The sequence below is a fragment of the Terrabacter sp. C0L_2 genome (genome assembly GCF_036352015.1).
Taxonomy (GTDB): Bacteria; Actinomycetota; Actinomycetes; order Actinomycetales; family Dermatophilaceae; genus Terrabacter; species Terrabacter tumescens.
In genome coordinates, this window is record NZ_CP143557.1 from 4,399,747 (window position 1) to 4,415,944 (window position 16,198).

Genomic DNA, 16,198 nt, shown 5'->3' on the forward strand with positions numbered 1-16,198 from the left:
GCATGGTCACGTGAACCCTCAGCCCGTCATCGACCCCCTGGCCATCGCCGCCCTCGACACCGAGCGCCACGTCGCCGCCGCCGGCTGGGACCAGCCCGCCAGGCTCTTCGCCCTCGTGCGCACCGCCGACCTGCTGGAGCGCGAGCCGCAGCTGCGCGAGCAGATGGGCCCCTCCGACCTCGCCGAGGGCGCCCTGACGGCCATCGAGCAGGAGGGCCTGCCGACGTCGAGCTCGCTCGAGACCCTTCTCGGCCGGCTCGCCTGGCCCGACGAGGTCGACGGCTGCGCCTTCGCCATCGAGCGGATGGTCGTGCCGCCCGAGGCCGAGCGCGAGCTGCCCTCACGCGGCGACGACGCCGTCGACCACCTCGCGGCGCACCCGGACCGCAAGGACGTCCGCCTCGTCGTCGCGGTCCTGCGCAGCGGCGCCTCGATCTGCCTGCTGCGCCAGCGCGACCACGACTCCGACGACGCCGTGGCGACGGGCAAGGACATCGCGCCCGGCCTCGTCGAGGCACTCAAGGCGACGTTCGAGGACTGAGCCTCAGCGGCAGCTCAGCAGCGCGGCAGCGAGCCCGTCTGGCCCTTGGCGATGGCCTCGACGGCCGCGCGGCCCTCGTCGAACGTGCCGACCTTGAAGACGTAGAGGCCGTCGGGCACGTGCCCGACCACCTCGTCGCAGTTGCCGGCCGGGGCCAGGAAGTACTCGGCCCCGTCGGAGCGGGCACCGGCGAGCTTCTGGCGGATGCCGCCGATCGGCCCGACGTCGCCCTGGTCGTCGATGGTGCCGGTCCCGGCGATCTGGCGACCGCCCGCCAGCGGCCCGGGCGTCAGCTTGTCGTAGATGCCGAGCGAGAACATCAGGCCCGCGGACGGTCCCCCGATGGCGCCGGCGTCGATGGTGACCTTGGCCGGGAAGTCGTGGTCGAGCCCGAGGAGGACGCCGAGGGCGGTGCGCCCGCCCTGCCCGGCGATGGTCGGCACGTCGACCGTCTGCTCCTTGCCCTTGCGGGTGACGGTCATCGAGACGGACTGACCGGGCTTGGTCTTCTGGAGCACGTCACGCACGGCCTGGGTCGTGGTGATCGGCTCGCCGGCGATGCTCTCGAGACGGTCGCCCACCACGAGCAGGCCCTTGGCCTTGGACGACTCGGTGATGCCGGCGATCGCGACGTGGGTCGGCACGTCCTTGCCGATCGCCCGGAGCGCGACCGCGGTGGCCTCCTCCTGCGAGCCCTCCATCTGGATGGCGTTCTCCTCGGCGACCTGCTCCTGCGTCACCTGCGGGTCGAAGACGTCGTCGACCGGCAGGACGTCGCGCGCCGGGTCGATCCACGCCTGGAGGATGTCCCACGCGTCGACGGGGTAGCCCGGGCCGCCCTCGACCCGGACCGTCGTGAAGCGCAGGGCGCCGTCGGTCGGGTAGGTCGGCAGACCGGAGATTGAGATGATCGGCGTGCGCTTGCCGTCGGCCGACGTGCCGAGGGTGTCCTGCGTCGGGCCGGGACTCATGACGGCGTACGGCAGGTGCACGACCGAGCCGATCACCATGATGACGAGGAAGGCGAAGAAGGCGGCGAGGACGGCCTTGTTGCCGCGGGTCAGGCGCCCACGGCCCTCGCCCTCGAGCACCTCGGCGCGCGTCGGCAGCTCGGTGCCGGCGGGCTGCTCCGGCACGCGCTTGATCGTCCTCACGGCAGCCCGACCCACTCGTCGGCGCCGTCGGCGAACTGCTGGTGCTTCCAGATCGGGACGGTGGCCTTGAACTCGTCGATGAGCTCGCGGCAGACGTCGAACGCCTCGCCGCGGTGCTCGGCGCTGACGCCGACGACGACGGCGATGTCGCCGATCTCGAGGTGTCCGACGCGGTGCACGACGGCGATCTGCACGGCCCGGCCGTCGGCGGCGAGTCGCTCGGCGAGCGCCCGGGCCGTCTCGGCGGCCTGGGGGTGCGCGGAGTAGTCGAGGGCGGCCACCGCCGCGTCGGCGGAGGCGTCGCGGCCGTCGCCGCGCGTGCCGTGGGCGGGCCCGTCGTGGTCGCGGACCGTGCCGACGAAGAGGCACACCCCACCGGCTCGGGGCGAGGAGACGCTCGCGAGCACCTCGTCGACAGACAGAGGTGTCTCACGGATCTCGGCAAGGGTGACCGTCACGCCCGCCATGGTATGCCGCGTGGCCGACGCCCGCGTGCCGTCCCGTCGCGCTCCTGCCGCCTGACCGGGGAGCAACCGGGAACCAACGGAGTCGATCCGTGGTTGTCTTGAATGTGCGGCCGGACGGTCGCAGCAGATCCGTGATTCGAGTGGGGATGAGCAGGCATGGCCGACGACCGTGGACGCGGTGACGACAACCACAGCGACAAGGACGACGAGCCCGGCACCGAGCCCGGCACCGAGCCCGGCGAGCCGGCCGCTCAGGAGCCCCGCGACGTCCCCGGTGACGAGCCCAGTGACGTTCCCGGTGACGAGCCCAGTGACGTTCCCGGTGACGAGCCCGGTGACGAGCAGGGTGAAGGACTCGGTGACCTCCCCCGCGGCGAGTCGCCGTTCGGCCTGCCCCTGGGCCGTCCCGGCGGCGGGTCTCCCGGCAGCGGGACCGGACCGGTCGGCTTCGGCGCCGGTGGCTTCGGCGGCGGTGGCGCCGGTGGCTTCGGCGGCGGCGGCTTCCCCGGGCTGCCCGACCTCGGGAACATCGACCCGTCCGACCTCGGCGCGATGCTCGAGAAGGTGCTCGGCGAGGCCGCCGACAACCCCGAGCTCGCGGAGGTCATGAAGAGCATGGGCGTCGACCCCACCGACCCCGCGACGCAGGCCGCGATGCGGGCCCAGCTCGGCACCTTCATGGCGGCCCAGGAGTCGCCGACCGGATCGCGCGACCTCGCCACCGAGGTCGCCCGACGTCACGTGATGACCGCCCAGGGCAACGACGTCCACGACGACGCAGCGGCTCGCGCCGTCGCCGACGCGGTCGCCGTGGCCACCCTGTGGCTCAACGAGCAGACGACGCTCGCCTCCCCCGCCTGGCGCGCGACCGGCCTGAGTCGCGCCGAGTGGGTCGAGGCGACGATGCCGCGCTGGTTCGAGCTCATCGAGCCCGTCTCCGACGGCGTGACGGCCGCGACGTCCGCGGCCATGCGCAAGCAGATCGGCGAGCTCGGCCCCGACGCGTTCGGCGACGCGCTGCCCGAGGGTCTGCCCGAGGGCTTCGACCCGCGGCAGATGGTCGAGCAGTGGGCGCCCATGCTCGGCAACCTCAGCCGGCAGATGTTCTCCGCCCAGCTCGGCCAGGCCGTCGGCACGCTCGCGACGGAGGTGGTGAGCGGGACCGAGGTCGGGCTGCCGCTCACCGAGCCCGGCGTCGTCGCCCTGCTGCCCGGCAACGTCGCGGAGCTGGCCGAGTCGCTCGAGATCGACGTGGCACAGGTCCGCCTCTACCTCGCGGTGCGCGAGGCGGCACGCGTCCGGCTCTTCTCCGAGGTGCCGTGGCTCGGCCCGCAGCTGCTCTCGGCCGTGTCCGACTACGCCCGCAACATCACCATCGACACCGAGGCCATCGAGTCCGCGCTGTCGACGATCGACCCGTCCGACCCCGAGGCGATGCGCTCGGCCCTCCAGGGCAACCTCTTCCGCCCGCAGCCGACCTCGGCCCAGCGTGCGGCGCTCGACCGTCTCGAGACCCTCCTCGCCCTCGCGGAGGGCTGGGTCGACCACGTCACCGACCGCACGACCGCCCGGCACCTGCCGCAGTCGGCGGCCCTGGCCGAGACGATCCGCCGCCGTCGGGTCGGTGGCGCGGCGCAGAAGACCTTCGCCGGGCTCGTGGGGCTGGAGCTGCGTCCCCGCCGCCTGCGCGACGCCGCGAACCTGTGGGCCGCGCTCGAGAGCGCCGGCGGGACCGGCCTGCGCGACGGTCGCTGGGCCCACCCCGACCTCGCGCCGACCTCGGCCGACCTCGACGACCCGATCGGTTTCGTCGAGCGCGCCACCGGCAGCGGCTCGTCCGCCGAGGGGATCACCGACGGCCTCGACTCCGAGGGGGCCGGTCTCGGCGCCGACCTCGACTCGGTGCTGCAGGGGATCCTCGAGGAGGCCGACCGCGAGCGCGGCACGGACACCGACCGCGACACCGACGGCGACACCGACGGCGACAGCGGTCCCGCACGGTGACGTGGTCCCGCCTGCACGACGACGCCGTGCACCGTCTGGAGACGTGGCCGGCGCCCGACGAGCGGCAGGAACGCCTGCGGCTCGACTTCCTCACCCACCTGCGCACGCATCCCGACGCCATGAGCAAGTCCGGCCCGCCGGCACACCTGACCGGCAGCGTCATCGTGCTCGACGAGGACGGCGCGTCGGCCCTGCTCACGCTGCACCGCCGGGCACGCGAGTGGTTCCAGTTCGGGGGTCACTTCGAGCCGGGCGACGCCTCGGTATGGCACGCGGCGACGCGTGAGGCGCGTGAGGAGTCCGGCATAGCGGACATCTCGGCCCTTCCGGAGATCGTCCAGCTCGACCGCCACATGCTGGACGGCGATTTCGGCCGGTGTCGCGAGCACCTCGACATCCGCTTCGCGGCCGTCACGTCACGCGCCGCCGAGTCGGCCGTGAGCACCGAGTCGATCGACGTCCGGTGGTGGCCGGTGCACGCCCTGCCGGACGGCACCCGCGACGAGCTACGCCCGCTCGTCGACGCCGGCCTGCGGCTGCTGCACCGCTGACCGCGCACGTCCGCGCGACGTGGCGTGACGGCATACGACCGCGTATGCCGTCACGTGCGGCGGGCGGGCGCGCTCACTCGTCGCTGAGGTCGAGTCCCGCAGCGGCCGAGACGCCCTGGAGGTAGCCCCGGGCGCGCTCGAGACGGGGGTACCCACGCAGCAGCTCCCAGAAGTCCGGCCCGTGACCGGGCTGCAGCAGGTGCGCCAGCTCGTGCAGCAGGACGTAGTCGACGACCCAGCCCGGCATGCCACGGAGCTTGTCGGACAAGCGAATCGAGCCCTCGGCCGGTGTGCACGACCCCCAGCGGGAGTTCTGGTTGGACACCCATCGCACGCTCGCTGGAACGGCCCGGCCACCGAGGTGCTCGCGCGACAGCTCGAGGGCGCGCTGCTCGAGGTCGCCGTCGCTGCGCTGGCGGCGCTGCTCGGAGGCGGCGACGCGGGCCACCATGGTGCGCACCCACTCCCCCTCCTCGGCGCGGCTCATCCGCGCGGGGACGAGGACGACGAGGCGCCCCTCCTGGCGGTAGGCCGACACGGTGCGGCGACGCTTGGCGCTCCGGCGGACCTCGACGGTCACGCCGTCGACCACCGTGTGCACCACCTCGCGTCCCACCGTCGCCATGAGGGCAGGGTAGGTCAGGGTGGGGACAACGCACCGGAGCGTGACCCCGACACGGCCACGCTCGCGCGTCATACCGCACCCCGCACGGGCGCGCCAAGCGGGGATGAGCATGATTTCGTGCTCAGCGTGCTCTAGGGTTGAACGAGTCGAGGCACCCGTCGGATGGGTGCCGTCTACAAGGAGACATCAATGGCTGACGAGACCTACAAGGGCGAGTTCTACTGCGTGAAGTGCAAGGAGAAGCGCGAGGCCGAGGGCAAGGTTGTCGTTTCTGACAACGGTCGCCGCATGGCCAAGGGACAGTGCCCCGTCTGCGGTACCAACCTCAACCGCATTCTGGGCAAGGCCTGACCAGGTCGCGGCGGCGTCGCTGACGCTGCAGATCGAGGGGGCGGGACCACACGGTCCCGCCCCCTCGCGCATACCCGGGGCCCGGTGGGACGGGCTGTGGACGACGCCCACGCGCCCACCGGGGCGGCTGCGAGCCTGACGGACGAGGGTGGCGACCGCTGGTGGGGCCACCGGGTCTGGAGGTCCGATGTCCGCTGCCGTGCCGTCCCATCCACGCCTGCCCGCCTGGCTGCGACCGCTGACCCGCCGACCCGGTGAGGTCCAGTTCGGGGTGCTGCCCGGCGGACCCGTCGTCACGGGCGTCACCGACGTCGAGGTCGGTCTGCTGACGGGCCTCGACGGTGCCCTGCCCCTCGCGTCGACCGACCGGGTCGCGGCCGAGGCGGGCGTGCTCCCGGGCCGGTGGCGCGCCCTGCTCGAGCTGACGAGCGAGCTGGGCCTGCTCATCGACCGCGCGCCCGCCGGCCAGCCCCGTCAGGACGTGGCGCGGGGACGCGTCGTCGTCGACGGGTGCGGCGACGTCGCCTCCGGGATCGCGGACGCCCTGGCGCGCACGGGAGCCACCGTCGTGCACGGCCGCGCCGCCGTCGACCGGGCCGTCGCCTCCCCGCTGCGTCCACGACCCGACCTCGTCGTCCTCGTCGGCTCGCCGGTCGTCGACCCCCGGCGAGGAGAGCTGTGGCGCCGGCACGGCGTGCCACACCTGCCCGTGGCCCCGGCCGGCCCGCGCACCGTCGTCGGCCCGCTCGTCGACGACTCCCCCACCGCTCCGTGCCTCTGGTGCCTCGAACGCCACCGGGCCGACCGGGACGAGGCGTGGCCGGCCGTGATGAGCCAGGCAACGCCCGCTCGCGCCCTCGCCCTCGCCGCCCCTCCCGAGGGCCGGCACGACGCCTTGAGCCCCGGCCTGTCGCACCTCGTCGTCGGCACCGTCACGCTCCTCGTCACGGGACTCCTCGAAGGCCACCCGCCACCGCCCGGGGTCTCGGTCGAGGTGAGCCTGCCGTGGCCGCGGATGGACCATCGCCGCTGGCCGACGCACCCGCTCTGCGCCGAGCACCGTCCTCGCTCCACGGCGGCCGGCGCCGTCGACGCGAGCGACCTCTCCGGTGCGGGCCTCGGCGGACCGCTGCAGCGAGGCGCCTGACCTGCCCGGTGGCCCCGCCGCTCGCGCTGGCACGCCGTAGCCGGCGCCGGGCCCGGGTGGCCAAGGCTGGACAGAAGCGTGCGCCAGGTGCGCCTGCGCGAGCGGGTACACATAGAGTCGAGGGTGGGGCGCCGAACCGCCGCCGACGACGCTGACCCGTCGCGGCGCGGGACACGGCGCCCGCGTCCGCCCACTACGCCCGAGACTGCAGTTGACGCCCGAGGAGGTGCGAGGTGACCGACCTGCCCCGCAAGGCCGTCGTGCGTTCGGCCAAGCTCGCCTCGGTACCGCTCGGCTTCGCCGGGCGCACCGCCCTCGGTCTCGGCAAGCGCCTCGGCGGCCGGCCGGCCGAGATGGTCGCCGCCGAGCTGCAGGCCCGCACCGCGCAGCAGCTCTTCCAGGTGCTCGGTGAGCTCAAGGGCGGCGCGATGAAGTTCGGGCAGGCCCTGTCGATCTTCGAGGCAGCCCTGCCGGAGGACCTCGCCGTCCACTACCGCGCGACGCTGACCAAGCTCCAAGACAGCGCCCCGCCGATGCCGACGAGCTCGGTGCACGGCGTGCTCCGCGCCGACCTCGGCACGAGGTGGCGCAGCAAGTTCACCTCGTTCGACGACCACCCGGTGGCCTCGGCCTCGATCGGCCAGGTGCACCGCGCCGTCTGGAAGGACGGCCGCGACGTCGCGGTGAAGATCCAGTACCCCGGCGCCGGCGCCGCGCTCATGAGCGACATCCGCCAGATCAGCCGAGTCGCCAAGGTCGCGGCGGGCTGGGTGCCCGGCATCGAGCTCGGCCCGATCCTCGACGAGCTGCGCGACCGGATGGCCGAGGAGCTCGACTACCGCCTCGAGGCCGAGTCGCAGGCGACCTTCGCCGCAGCGTTCGAGGACGACCCCGACTTCGCCGTGCCGCACGTCGTGGAGGGCCGCGAGCACGTCATCGTGTCCGAGTGGCTCGAAGGAATGCCGCTCTCGCGGATCATCGCCGAGGGGACGCAGGAGCAGCGCGACACCGCCTCACAGCTCTACCTGCGCTTCCTGCTCGCCGGTCCGGCTCGCGCCGGGCTGCTCCACGCCGACCCGCACCCCGGTAACTTCCGGATCACCCCAGACGGGCGCCTCGGCGTCATCGACTTCGGCGCCGTCAACCGGCTCCCCGACGGCATGCCGCCCGAGATCGGGCCCCTGCTGACCACCGGCCTCGAGGGCAGCGCCGAGGACGTGCTCGAGGGGCTGCGCGAGATCGGCTTCGTCAAGGAGCGCATCGAGCTCGACCCGCAGCGCCTGCTCGACTACCTCGAACCGTTCATGGCGCCGTTCCGCACCGACACGTTCACCTTCAGCAGGGACTGGCTGCGGGGCGTCTTCGCCCACATCAACGACCCCAGGCAGCCCAACTACGCCGTCGCGTACAAGCTCAACCTCCCGCCGGAGTACCTCCTGATCCACCGCGTCTGGGGTGGGGGCATCGGCGTGCTCAGCCAGCTCGGGGGCACGGTCCACGGCCGGGCCATCGTGGACGAGCTGCTGCCCGGCGCGGAGCTCCCGCCGGTCGACTCGACCGACTGACCTCCCGACAGGCCTCCCGTCCGTCTCTTCGGGCCGGACCCTTCACCACCAGGCGGGGTCGAGCTTGCCCTCGATCGAGCGGAGGTTCTCGCGGCTGCACCGCTCGCACGTCCAGGTCGTGCGACCACCCTCGGAGCCTCGACTCCACGTGAGCCGGGCCGCAGCCTGCTCCTCGACCGGTGGGGTCGCCCCGCAGCTCGAGCAGACGAGCTGCTGCTCGTGTGGCGTCACGCCTGTAGGAGTGTCCATGGGCGTCTCCCTTCTCCTGCATCGAGTATCCGCCTCGGGCCGGACCGGGCGTGGCGCCACGCGGGTCGTACGGGTCGGGCGCGCGGCCGGTCAGGCCCGGGGCGTCCGGCCCCGGACATGAGGAACCGCGGGTGACGTGCGCGTCACCCGCGGCTCGCTCACTCGATTCAGTTGTCCTGCAGCGCGCCTCGTGGCGCGGTCGATCACTTCTCTTTGTGGCGTCGACTGGCGCGGATCTCCAGCGCGATCAGCCGGGCGCTGCGGCGGACGCCGCGGCGCTCGTGGCGCTGACTGTGCTGGTTGATGCGCTCGCGAGCCAGCATCTCGAGCTGGTTCATGACGATCTCCTGGTCTGTGAAAAAGGTTGGTGTTGTTGGCCCTTGGCGTCTGGGTCATGCGTGGTCACGCGTGCTCAGGCAGCCACGGGGTGCTTGCGCGGCCGGCCCCGGGGCCGCTTGCGAGCCACGATGGCGCCCTGGACGAGCAGCTGCCCGCCCCAGACCCCCCACGGCTCCTGGCGCTCGAGGGCGCCGGCGAGGCACTGGACGCGTGCGGGGCAGAGCCCGCAGAGCGTCTTGGCGAACTCGACGTCCTCGGGTCGCTCGGCGAACCAGAGCTCCGCGTCGTAGTCGCGGCACGGAATGGTCTCGCCGACCTGCTCCGCCTCGGTCCTCATGTCGATCAACTCGCTCAGCTGCATCGTTCTCACCTCCGTCTCCGGAGCGCCTGTGCGGGGGCGCTCCTGCTCACTCGTGTCTGGTTTGGTCCGCAGACCGGCACCGGTGGTGCGCGTCTCGGTCCTGCTGCTCGGCATCCGGGGAGTCATGTGTGTCCCTGATCTGTCAGGCACCCGGTCGGGTGCTCATCTGGCGGTGTCGGTGGTGCGTGTGGAGCGGCATTCGACCGGGAGACTTCCCCGGAGAAACACGAAGGCCGCGGACCCGGTGATGTCGGGTTCGCGGCCTGGAGGTGAGGCTTCGGGTCTGGTCAGACCGGGGGCCTCCCAGAACGGGAGCGAACGACATCGATGGTCTTGTAGGAGGGGGCGAACGTGAGGTCGGCGACCGAGACGTCTCCCTGGATCGGGGCGCGGAAGTCAGCGACACGGCTGCCCATGAGGGCGGCGATGGACACAGTGGTCCCCTGCTCCGGAGCGCGCGTGGCCGCCAGGCGGACATCGCCGGTGGTCGGCCACAGACGCACGGAAAGGACGCAGGAGACTGCGTGCATCGTCATCGTGGTGTTGTCCATCAGGCCGACCTCCTCACTTCTGCTCACGGGCCCCAGCTGGCCACCGAGACCACTGGGCTTGACTTCGTCAAGGGTACGCGTGCGCCTCGCGGGCGAACAACTGATTTAACGAAGTTTTCGGAACTTATTTTTGCGGATGCGCCCTATTCGGCGGATTCCTTTGCGGCAGAACGGCTTTCGATGAGTTCTTCCGGGTCTGCGCCGCCGAGGATCGCCAGGATGTCGCTGCCGTACTGCTCGAGCTTGCGGGCCCCCACCCCGCTGATGACCGACAGAGCGCCCTCGTCGGAGGGCGAGCTCTCGGCGATCGCGGTCAGCGTCGCGTCGGTGAAGACGACGAAGGCCGGGACGCTCGCCTCGCGCGCGACGGCCAGCCGCCACGTGCGCAGCCGCTCGAAGGTCGCCTCGTCGTAGGTGGGAGGACAGTCGTCGCAGCGGCCGGTCTTGCGCTGGGCCGCGGAGACCAGCTCGGCGCCGCAGCCGCGGCAGTGGGCGAGACGGGCCACCTTGGGAGCGGAGCGCTTGGACCCGCCGGAGCGGGCCTCGCTGCGAGCGCCTTGCCCGAGGATGTCGGCCGCGGGCGCCAGGAAGCGCGAGACCCTCCGGGTGGCACGCGCCCCCGGGGTGCGGGCGCCGGACCACGACAGGAACAGCTGCTTGCGGGCGCGGGTCAGCCCGACGTAGAGCAGCCGCCGCTCCTCCTCGATGGCATCGGGACCCTCCGCCATCGAGATCGGCATGAGGCCGTCGGAGGCCCCGACGAGGAAGACGGTGTCCCACTCGAGGCCCTTGGCCGCGTGCAGGCTGGCCAGGGTCACTCCCTGCACGGCGGGAGCGTGCTGCTCGGCGGCGCGCCGCTCGAGCTCGGCGACGAGCTCGGGCAACCGCGCCTCGGGGGCGGCGGCCGCCATGTCGTCGGCGAGGGTGGCGAGGGCGGTCAGCGACTCCCACCGCTCCCTCGTCGCACCCCCACCCGTCGGCGGCTCGTGCGACCAGCCGGCACCGGTGATGACGTCGCGGGTGATCTCACCCAAGGGCTTCTCACCGTCATCGCTGCGCGCTGCTCCGCGCAGGACCAGGACGGCGTCACGGACCTCCTTGCGCGCGAAGAACCGGTCGCCGCCGCGCACGAGGTAGGGCACACCGGCGTCGGTGAGGGCCGACTCGAAGGCCTCGGACTGGGCGTTGGTGCGGAAGAGGATGGCGATCTCGGCGGCCTGGTGGCCGCCGGCCACGAGGGCGCGGATGCGCTCGGCGACGGCCGCAGCCTCGGCCGGGTCGTCGGGGTAGCTCGTCAGCTCGGGAGCGGGGCCGGGCTCGGACTGCGCCAGCAGGCGCACGGCGCCGTCGCGCGCGGCCTGGGTGCCGGAGGCGACGATGGTGTTGGCGAGGCCGACGATCTGCGGCGTCGAGCGGTAGTTGCGCACGAGTCGCACGACCTGCGCGCCGGGGAAGCGCTGCGGGAAGCCGACGAGGTGCCGGGGGCTGGCGCCGGTGAAGGAGTAGATCGTCTGGGCGGGGTCGCCGACGACGCAGAGGTCCTTGCGCTCCCCCAGCCACTGGTCGAGCAGCCGCTGCTGGAGGTCGTTGACGTCCTGGTACTCGTCGACGACGAACTGGCGGTACTGCCCGCGCACGGTGCGAGCGATGTCCTCGCGCTCGTCGAGGATGCCGACCGTGAGGAGGAGGACGTCCTCGAAGTCGATGACCCCGCGACGCTGCTTGACGTCCTCGTAGGCCTCGAAGAGCCGTGCCATCGCGGTGAGGTCGAGACCCGGGGGCTCACGACGCTGCTCACGGGCGCGGGCGGCATACGACTGCGGCGTCAGCAGGTTGACCTTGGCCCACTCGATCTCGGCGGCGAGGTCACGCACCGTCGTGCGGTCGAACTGCATGCGCAGCCGGCTCGCGGCCTCCGCGACGGCCGGCGCCTTGTAGCTCATCACCTCGGGAGCGGCGCCCCCGATCGCCTGCGGCCAGAAGAAGTGCAGCTGGCGCAGGGCCGCTGCGTGGAAGGTGCGGGCCTGCACGCCCTGCACGCCGAGCCCGCGCAGGCGCGAGCGCATCTCCCCGGCCGCGCGGGCCGTGAAGGTCAGCGCCAGCACGCGCTGCGGCTGCTGCGCACCCGAGTGGACGGCATACGCGATGCGGTGGGTGATGGCACGCGTCTTGCCGGTGCCGGCGCCCGCGAGGATGCACAGCGGCCCCGGCGGGGCCATCGCGACCTCGCGCTGCTCGGGGTCGAGCCCGTCGAGGATCTGGTCGGCGGAGGGCGCGGAGGGTACTGCGCTCAGGAGAGATCACCCTTCGAGGTGGCCAGCACGCTCGCGGCGTGGTCCGGCACGTAGTTCTGCTCGTGCTGCGGCGGGCGCTCGTAGCCGCGCGGGGCGGGGCGCTTGGGGATCGGGGGCACGTCGGGGTCGACCTCGGCGTGCGGGATGGAGCTGAGCAGGTGGTGCATGACGTTGACCCGCGAGCGTCGCTTGTCCTCGGACTCGACGACGTGCCACGGCGCGTGCTCGGTGCTCGTCTCGGCCATCATGATGTCCTTGGCCTCGGAGTAGTCCTCCCAGCGGGTGATCGACTCGAGGTCCATCGGCGAGAGCTTCCACTGGCGCATCGGGTCCTTGGCACGCGAGCGGAAACGGCGCTCCTGCTCGACGTCGGAGACGCTGAACCAGTACTTGCGCAGGATGATGCCGTCGTCGACGAGCATCTGCTCGAAGACCGGCGCCTGCTCGAGGAAGCGGGCGTACTGCTCGTCGGTGCAGAAGCCCATGACGCGCTCGACGCCGGCGCGGTTGTACCAGGACCGGTCGAACAGCACGATCTCGCCGGCCGCGGGCAGGTGGGCGATGTAGCGCTGGAAGTACCACTGCGACTTCTCGCGGTCGGTCGGGGCCGGCAGCGCCGCGATGCGGGCGACGCGTGGGCTGAGGTACTCGGTGATCCGCTTGATGGCCGAGCCCTTGCCGGCGGCGTCGCGTCCCTCGAAGACGACGACCACGCGCTGGCCGGTGGCCCGCACCCACTCCTGGAAAGCGACGAGCTCGGCCTGCAGGCGACGGACCTCGGTCTCGTAGACGTGGAGGTCCATCTTCCGGGGTCGTTTTGCACCTCGCTTGGCCATGGGGTCATCCTTGCACCGAGAAGCGACGTCCGTGGCGGCCGTCCCCACCGACGAGCTGATGACGAGGAACTCCATGCCCGAGGCCACACAGGTCACCCAGGTCACGCCCGAGGCGGGCTCGATCACGATGTTCACGACGACGTGGTGCGGCTATTGCACGCGCCTCAAGGGCCAGCTGACCCGCGAGGGCGTGCCCTTCACCGAGATCGACCTCGAGGCCAACCCCGAGCACGTCGACTTCGTCGAGCACGTCAACGGTGGCAACCGCACGGTCCCGACGGTCGTCTTCCCCGACGGCTCCGCCGCGACCAACCCCTCGCTCGCCGAGGTGCGCTCCCGCCTCGCCGGCTGAGGACCGCCGCTCGACGGCCGACGGCCTCGTCAGAGAGCGCGGGCCGTTCCGGGCCTCATGGGCTCGCCTGGCTCGATGACGGACTCGACCGTCTGGCCGAGCCAGTGCTCGATGATCCGCTTGGCGATCGAGATGCCGCTCGGCGTGCGGATCGCGCCGCTGCGCAGCAGGTCGCGGTACTCCTCACGGCTCACCCAGCGCGCCTCGGCCATCTCGACGGGGTCGATCGTCAGCTCCGTCTGCCGGGTCGTCGCCTCGAAGCCGATCATGACCGACGACGGGAACGGCCACGGCTGGTTGCCGAGGTAGCGAGCGCCGTCGACCGCGACCCCGACCTCCTCGGCGACCTCGCGCGCGACCGCGGCCTCGAACGACTCCCCCGGCTCGACGAAGCCGGCGAGCACCGAGAAGCGCCCCTCGGGCCAGTGCGCGCCGCGACCGAGCAGGAGCCGGCCGTCCGGGTCGACGACCGACATGATGACGGCCGGGTCGGTGCGCGGGTAGTGCTCGCTGCCCTCGCGCTCGCACCGACGCACCCAGCCGGCCTGGGTGGGCTGGGTCGGGGCGCCGCAGCGCGGGCAGAAGCGGTGGGTGCCGTGCCAGTTGGCGAGCGCGAGAGCCGTCGTGAAGACGCCCGCGTCGCGCGTCGCGAGGGCCTCGCCGGCCTGGCGCAGGGTGAGCCAGCCGTCGTCGGCCGGGTCGGGGCCGTCCCCGCCGGGCTCCGGGTCGTCCCCCTGCGTCACGACGCCGACGTATGCCGTCCCCTCGCCGTCGCGTCCGAGGTGCAGCCCCAGCCGGGTGTGGTCCTCGGGCTCGGGCGCTCGCAGCACGAGATGGAGCACGTCGTCGTCCGCCGCCGCGACTCGCATCCGGTCACCGCGCACCTCGGCCACCCGGGTGCGCGGGTCGTCGAGCAGCTCGGTGAGGATCTCGGGGCGACGGCGCTCGAGCGCCACTCGGTCGAGCGAGCTGCGTGAGAGGGCGAGGTCGGGCAGGGTCGTGTCGGTCGGTGCCACAGGGCCACCCTAGGGCGGCGTGCTCGGCCCGCCCCACCGGTGTCGAGCCTCTGCGCGAACCCCCGCTCCGGGCGTCGCCTCCCACGATCGACACGCCGGGCGACCTACGGTGGTGTCGTGACCCGAAGCCCTCTCTTCCTCGCCGCCCTGGCGAGCTCGGCCGTGCCGGGCCTCGACCCGGTGACGGTGGAGGGCGTGCCGGGCGAGCCCGGCGACCTCTTCGAGATCGCCTACGTGCAGGACGGTCAGGACCGTCGGTGGGTTGTCAAGGCCCCGTGCACCCCGGCGGCCGGCGCCATGCTCGACGACATCTCCTCGCTCTCCGGCCTGCTCGGTCGCCGCCTCGACGTGGCGATGCCGATGGTGCGCGGCTTCGCACCCGTGCCGGAGGGTCGCGCAGCCGTCTACCTGCGGGTCCCCGGTCGTCCGCTCGACTTCGCCGGGCTCGAGCCGGGCGCCCTGAGCGCCGAGGTCGGCCGGACGCTCGCCCACATCCACAACGTCGAGCACCTGCTCTTCGAGGAGGCGGGGCGCCCGACCTACGACGCCGAGGCGCACCGCCGACGTCAGCTCTCCGAGCTCGACCGCGCAGCCGCCACCGGGCACGTGCCCACCGGTCTGCTGACGCGCTGGGAGCACGCGCTCGAGGACGTGTCGCTGTGGCGTTTCGCTCCCACCCCGGTCCACGGAACGTTCACCGGGCAGAACGTGCTGGCCTCCTTCGACGACGATGACGACTCGTCGTCCGGACACGTCCGCGGCGTCCTGGCGTGGGAGGAGAGCCGGGTCGCCGACCCTGCAGACGACTTCGCCGAGCTCGCCAGCACCGCCCCGCCCGCGACCCTGGATGCGGTCCTCGAGGCGTATGCCGCATCGCGCATCGAGCGCCCCGACGGCCACCTCGTGCGCCGGGCCCGGCTCGCCGCCGAGATGGCGCCACTGCGCCGGTTGCTCCACGCGCTCGCCGCAGGACAGCTCGACGTCGTCGAGCGCACCGCCGACGAGCTGCGTTCGCTCGACGAGCAGGTGGAGGCCGACGACCGCCGGCACGCCGCCGAGGACGCCGAACGCACCGAGCGCACCCGCCGAGCCAGGGAGCGTGCGGCCGCGGCGCTCGACCCCGACGACCCCGAGCAGCCCGAGCGCCCTGACCGGCCCGAGCCCGAGTGGGACGCGACGCAGCCGCACGTGCCCTTCCCGATGCTCGGCGAGACCCAGGCCATCTCGATGACGTCCGTCCTCGACGATGGCCAGACGTATGCCGCCCCCTCGGGCCAGCCGGCCGCCGAGCCGTCCAGCCCCGCCCCCGTCGCACCATCGACCCCGGCACCGGGCTCCGGAGTCGGCGAGGCGGATGACGGGGCCGGGACCGCAGACGACACGTCGCGAGGCAGGGAAACGGTTGAGCAGCCGGTCGCGGAGTCCGTCGAGCAGCCGGTCGAGCGGCCGGTCCAACAGCCGGTCGCGGACTCCGTCGAGCAGCCGGCCGAGGAGTCACAGCCGGTGCCCGTCGTGGCGGTCGACTCCGACGCGTCGCCGTTCGAGATCGACGAGGTCGAGGCGCTGCCCGAGCAGGCCGACGGGGTGCTCGACCTGCACGAGGGAGCCTCGGACTTCATCCCCGTGACCGGCCACGGCCACCAGCACCACGACCGCGCCTGACCGACCCCGCGGCCCTCAACCACTCGAGTGGCCCCGCCACCCCACCCGCACCACCCCCCTTCACTCGAGTGGCCTCGCGACCCCACCCGCCCCATGGCTCCCGGCCTAGTGGCCGGAGGGTTGTGACGACGGG

At 72.9% G+C, this 16,198-nt stretch carries 18 protein-coding genes; 8 read left to right on the top strand and 10 right to left on the bottom strand.

What is annotated here, in order from left to right; translation table 11 throughout:
- Nucleotides 1-10: 10 nt before the first annotated feature.
- Nucleotides 11-541, top strand: a complete 531-nt coding sequence (locus U5C87_RS20455) for a PPA1309 family protein (protein WP_330474274.1) — start codon at nucleotides 11-13, stop codon at nucleotides 539-541.
- Nucleotides 542-555: 14 nt separating this feature from the next.
- Here U5C87_RS20455 and U5C87_RS20460 read toward each other — a convergent pair whose 3' ends face one another.
- Both U5C87_RS20460 and U5C87_RS20465 read right to left on the bottom strand, forming a co-directional pair.
- Nucleotides 556-1,677, bottom strand: coding sequence for a YlbL family protein (locus tag U5C87_RS20460; RefSeq protein WP_330474275.1), 1,122 nt, complete (start codon nucleotides 1,675-1,677; stop codon nucleotides 556-558).
- 14 nt (nucleotides 1,678-1,691) lie between these two features.
- Nucleotides 1,692-2,162: a molybdenum cofactor biosynthesis protein MoaE gene (locus U5C87_RS20465; protein ID WP_330474276.1), complete on the bottom strand. Its 471-nt coding sequence runs from the start codon at nucleotides 2,160-2,162 to the stop codon at nucleotides 1,692-1,694.
- Nucleotides 2,163-2,318: 156 nt separating this feature from the next.
- On the opposite strand from U5C87_RS20465, the gene U5C87_RS20470 reads away from it, so the two are divergent.
- Complete coding sequence (locus U5C87_RS20470) at nucleotides 2,319-4,166, top strand: zinc-dependent metalloprotease (RefSeq protein WP_330474277.1); 1,848 nt, start codon at nucleotides 2,319-2,321, stop codon at nucleotides 4,164-4,166.
- Nucleotides 4,163-4,717 carry an NUDIX hydrolase gene (locus U5C87_RS20475; RefSeq protein WP_330474278.1) on the top strand — a complete coding sequence of 185 codons (555 nt, stop codon included), beginning with the start codon at nucleotides 4,163-4,165 and terminating at the stop codon, nucleotides 4,715-4,717. The genes U5C87_RS20470 and U5C87_RS20475 overlap by 4 nt, the downstream gene beginning before the upstream one ends.
- A gap of 73 nt (nucleotides 4,718-4,790) precedes the next feature.
- Here the strand turns inward: U5C87_RS20475 and U5C87_RS20480 are convergent, their stop codons facing one another.
- On the bottom strand, nucleotides 4,791-5,342 hold the full coding sequence (locus U5C87_RS20480; protein ID WP_330474279.1) for a M48 metallopeptidase family protein: 552 nt from the start codon (nucleotides 5,340-5,342) through the stop codon (nucleotides 4,791-4,793).
- 189 nt (nucleotides 5,343-5,531) lie between these two features.
- On the opposite strand from U5C87_RS20480, the gene U5C87_RS20485 reads away from it, so the two are divergent.
- From U5C87_RS20485 to U5C87_RS20495, 3 genes are all read left to right on the top strand, one after another.
- Nucleotides 5,532-5,693: a DUF5679 domain-containing protein gene (locus tag U5C87_RS20485; protein WP_020143053.1), complete on the top strand. Its 162-nt coding sequence runs from the start codon at nucleotides 5,532-5,534 to the stop codon at nucleotides 5,691-5,693.
- A 187-nt stretch (nucleotides 5,694-5,880) separates the two neighbouring features.
- Nucleotides 5,881-6,840, top strand: coding sequence for a hypothetical protein (locus tag U5C87_RS20490; protein WP_330474280.1), 960 nt, complete (start codon nucleotides 5,881-5,883; stop codon nucleotides 6,838-6,840).
- A gap of 233 nt (nucleotides 6,841-7,073) precedes the next feature.
- A complete protein-coding gene (locus tag U5C87_RS20495; RefSeq protein ID WP_330474281.1) occupies nucleotides 7,074-8,405 on the top strand; it encodes an ABC1 kinase family protein in 1,332 nt (443 codons plus the stop codon).
- Between the two features lie 42 nt (nucleotides 8,406-8,447).
- Here U5C87_RS20495 and U5C87_RS20500 read toward each other — a convergent pair whose 3' ends face one another.
- From U5C87_RS20500 to ppk2, 6 genes are all read right to left on the bottom strand, one after another.
- Nucleotides 8,448-8,654 (bottom strand): hypothetical protein, encoded by a 207-nt coding sequence (locus U5C87_RS20500; RefSeq protein WP_330474282.1) that lies wholly within the window; start codon nucleotides 8,652-8,654, stop codon nucleotides 8,448-8,450.
- A gap of 203 nt (nucleotides 8,655-8,857) precedes the next feature.
- Complete coding sequence (locus tag U5C87_RS20505; protein WP_268240970.1) at nucleotides 8,858-8,992, bottom strand: hypothetical protein; 135 nt, start codon at nucleotides 8,990-8,992, stop codon at nucleotides 8,858-8,860.
- 74 nt (nucleotides 8,993-9,066) lie between these two features.
- Nucleotides 9,067-9,354, bottom strand: a complete 288-nt coding sequence (locus U5C87_RS20510; RefSeq protein WP_020143058.1) for a WhiB family transcriptional regulator — start codon at nucleotides 9,352-9,354, stop codon at nucleotides 9,067-9,069.
- 287 nt (nucleotides 9,355-9,641) lie between these two features.
- The gene (locus tag U5C87_RS20515) at nucleotides 9,642-9,932 is read right to left on the bottom strand and encodes a hypothetical protein (protein WP_330474283.1); all 291 of its coding nucleotides are present in this window, start codon (nucleotides 9,930-9,932) and stop codon (nucleotides 9,642-9,644) included.
- A 116-nt stretch (nucleotides 9,933-10,048) separates the two neighbouring features.
- Complete coding sequence (locus U5C87_RS20520) at nucleotides 10,049-12,124, bottom strand: ATP-dependent DNA helicase UvrD2 (RefSeq protein ID WP_443082078.1); 2,076 nt, start codon at nucleotides 12,122-12,124, stop codon at nucleotides 10,049-10,051.
- Nucleotides 12,125-12,195: 71 nt separating this feature from the next.
- Nucleotides 12,196-13,002 carry a polyphosphate kinase 2 gene (gene ppk2 / locus U5C87_RS20525; RefSeq protein ID WP_330474284.1) on the bottom strand — a complete coding sequence of 269 codons (807 nt, stop codon included), beginning with the start codon at nucleotides 13,000-13,002 and terminating at the stop codon, nucleotides 12,196-12,198.
- Nucleotides 13,003-13,108: 106 nt separating this feature from the next.
- Between ppk2 and U5C87_RS20530 the strand changes: the two genes are divergently transcribed.
- Nucleotides 13,109-13,387, top strand: a complete 279-nt coding sequence (locus tag U5C87_RS20530) for a mycoredoxin (RefSeq protein ID WP_030194628.1) — start codon at nucleotides 13,109-13,111, stop codon at nucleotides 13,385-13,387.
- A 29-nt stretch (nucleotides 13,388-13,416) separates the two neighbouring features.
- Here the strand turns inward: U5C87_RS20530 and nudC are convergent, their stop codons facing one another.
- A complete protein-coding gene (gene nudC, locus U5C87_RS20535) occupies nucleotides 13,417-14,403 on the bottom strand; it encodes an NAD(+) diphosphatase (protein ID WP_330474285.1) in 987 nt (328 codons plus the stop codon).
- 117 nt (nucleotides 14,404-14,520) lie between these two features.
- Here nudC and U5C87_RS20540 point away from each other — a divergent pair, with 117 nt between their 5' ends.
- Entirely contained in the window at nucleotides 14,521-16,065 is a 1,545-nt protein-coding gene (locus tag U5C87_RS20540; RefSeq protein ID WP_330474286.1) for a phosphotransferase, read from the top strand.
- Nucleotides 16,066-16,198 lie beyond the last annotated feature (133 nt).

Coding starts and splice junctions, on each gene's coding strand:
- U5C87_RS20510 (WP_020143058.1), bottom strand. CDS start 9,354: ATGCAGCTGAGCGAGTTGATCGACATGAGGACCGAGGCGGAGCAGGTC.
- U5C87_RS20520 (WP_443082078.1), bottom strand. CDS start 12,124: ATGGCCCCGCCGGGGCCGCTGTGCATCCTCGCGGGCGCCGGCACCGGC.
- U5C87_RS20480 (WP_330474279.1), bottom strand. CDS start 5,342: ATGGCGACGGTGGGACGCGAGGTGGTGCACACGGTGGTCGACGGCGTG.
- U5C87_RS20505 (WP_268240970.1), bottom strand. CDS start 8,992: ATGAACCAGCTCGAGATGCTGGCTCGCGAGCGCATCAACCAGCACAGT.
- U5C87_RS20530 (WP_030194628.1), top strand. CDS start 13,109: ATGCCCGAGGCCACACAGGTCACCCAGGTCACGCCCGAGGCGGGCTCG.
- ppk2 (WP_330474284.1), bottom strand. CDS start 13,002: ATGGACCTCCACGTCTACGAGACCGAGGTCCGTCGCCTGCAGGCCGAG.
- U5C87_RS20485 (WP_020143053.1), top strand. CDS start 5,532: ATGGCTGACGAGACCTACAAGGGCGAGTTCTACTGCGTGAAGTGCAAG.
- U5C87_RS20465 (WP_330474276.1), bottom strand. CDS start 2,162: ATGGCGGGCGTGACGGTCACCCTTGCCGAGATCCGTGAGACACCTCTG.
- U5C87_RS20470 (WP_330474277.1), top strand. CDS start 2,319: ATGGCCGACGACCGTGGACGCGGTGACGACAACCACAGCGACAAGGAC.
- U5C87_RS20490 (WP_330474280.1), top strand. CDS start 5,881: ATGTCCGCTGCCGTGCCGTCCCATCCACGCCTGCCCGCCTGGCTGCGA.
- U5C87_RS20500 (WP_330474282.1), bottom strand. CDS start 8,654: ATGGACACTCCTACAGGCGTGACGCCACACGAGCAGCAGCTCGTCTGC.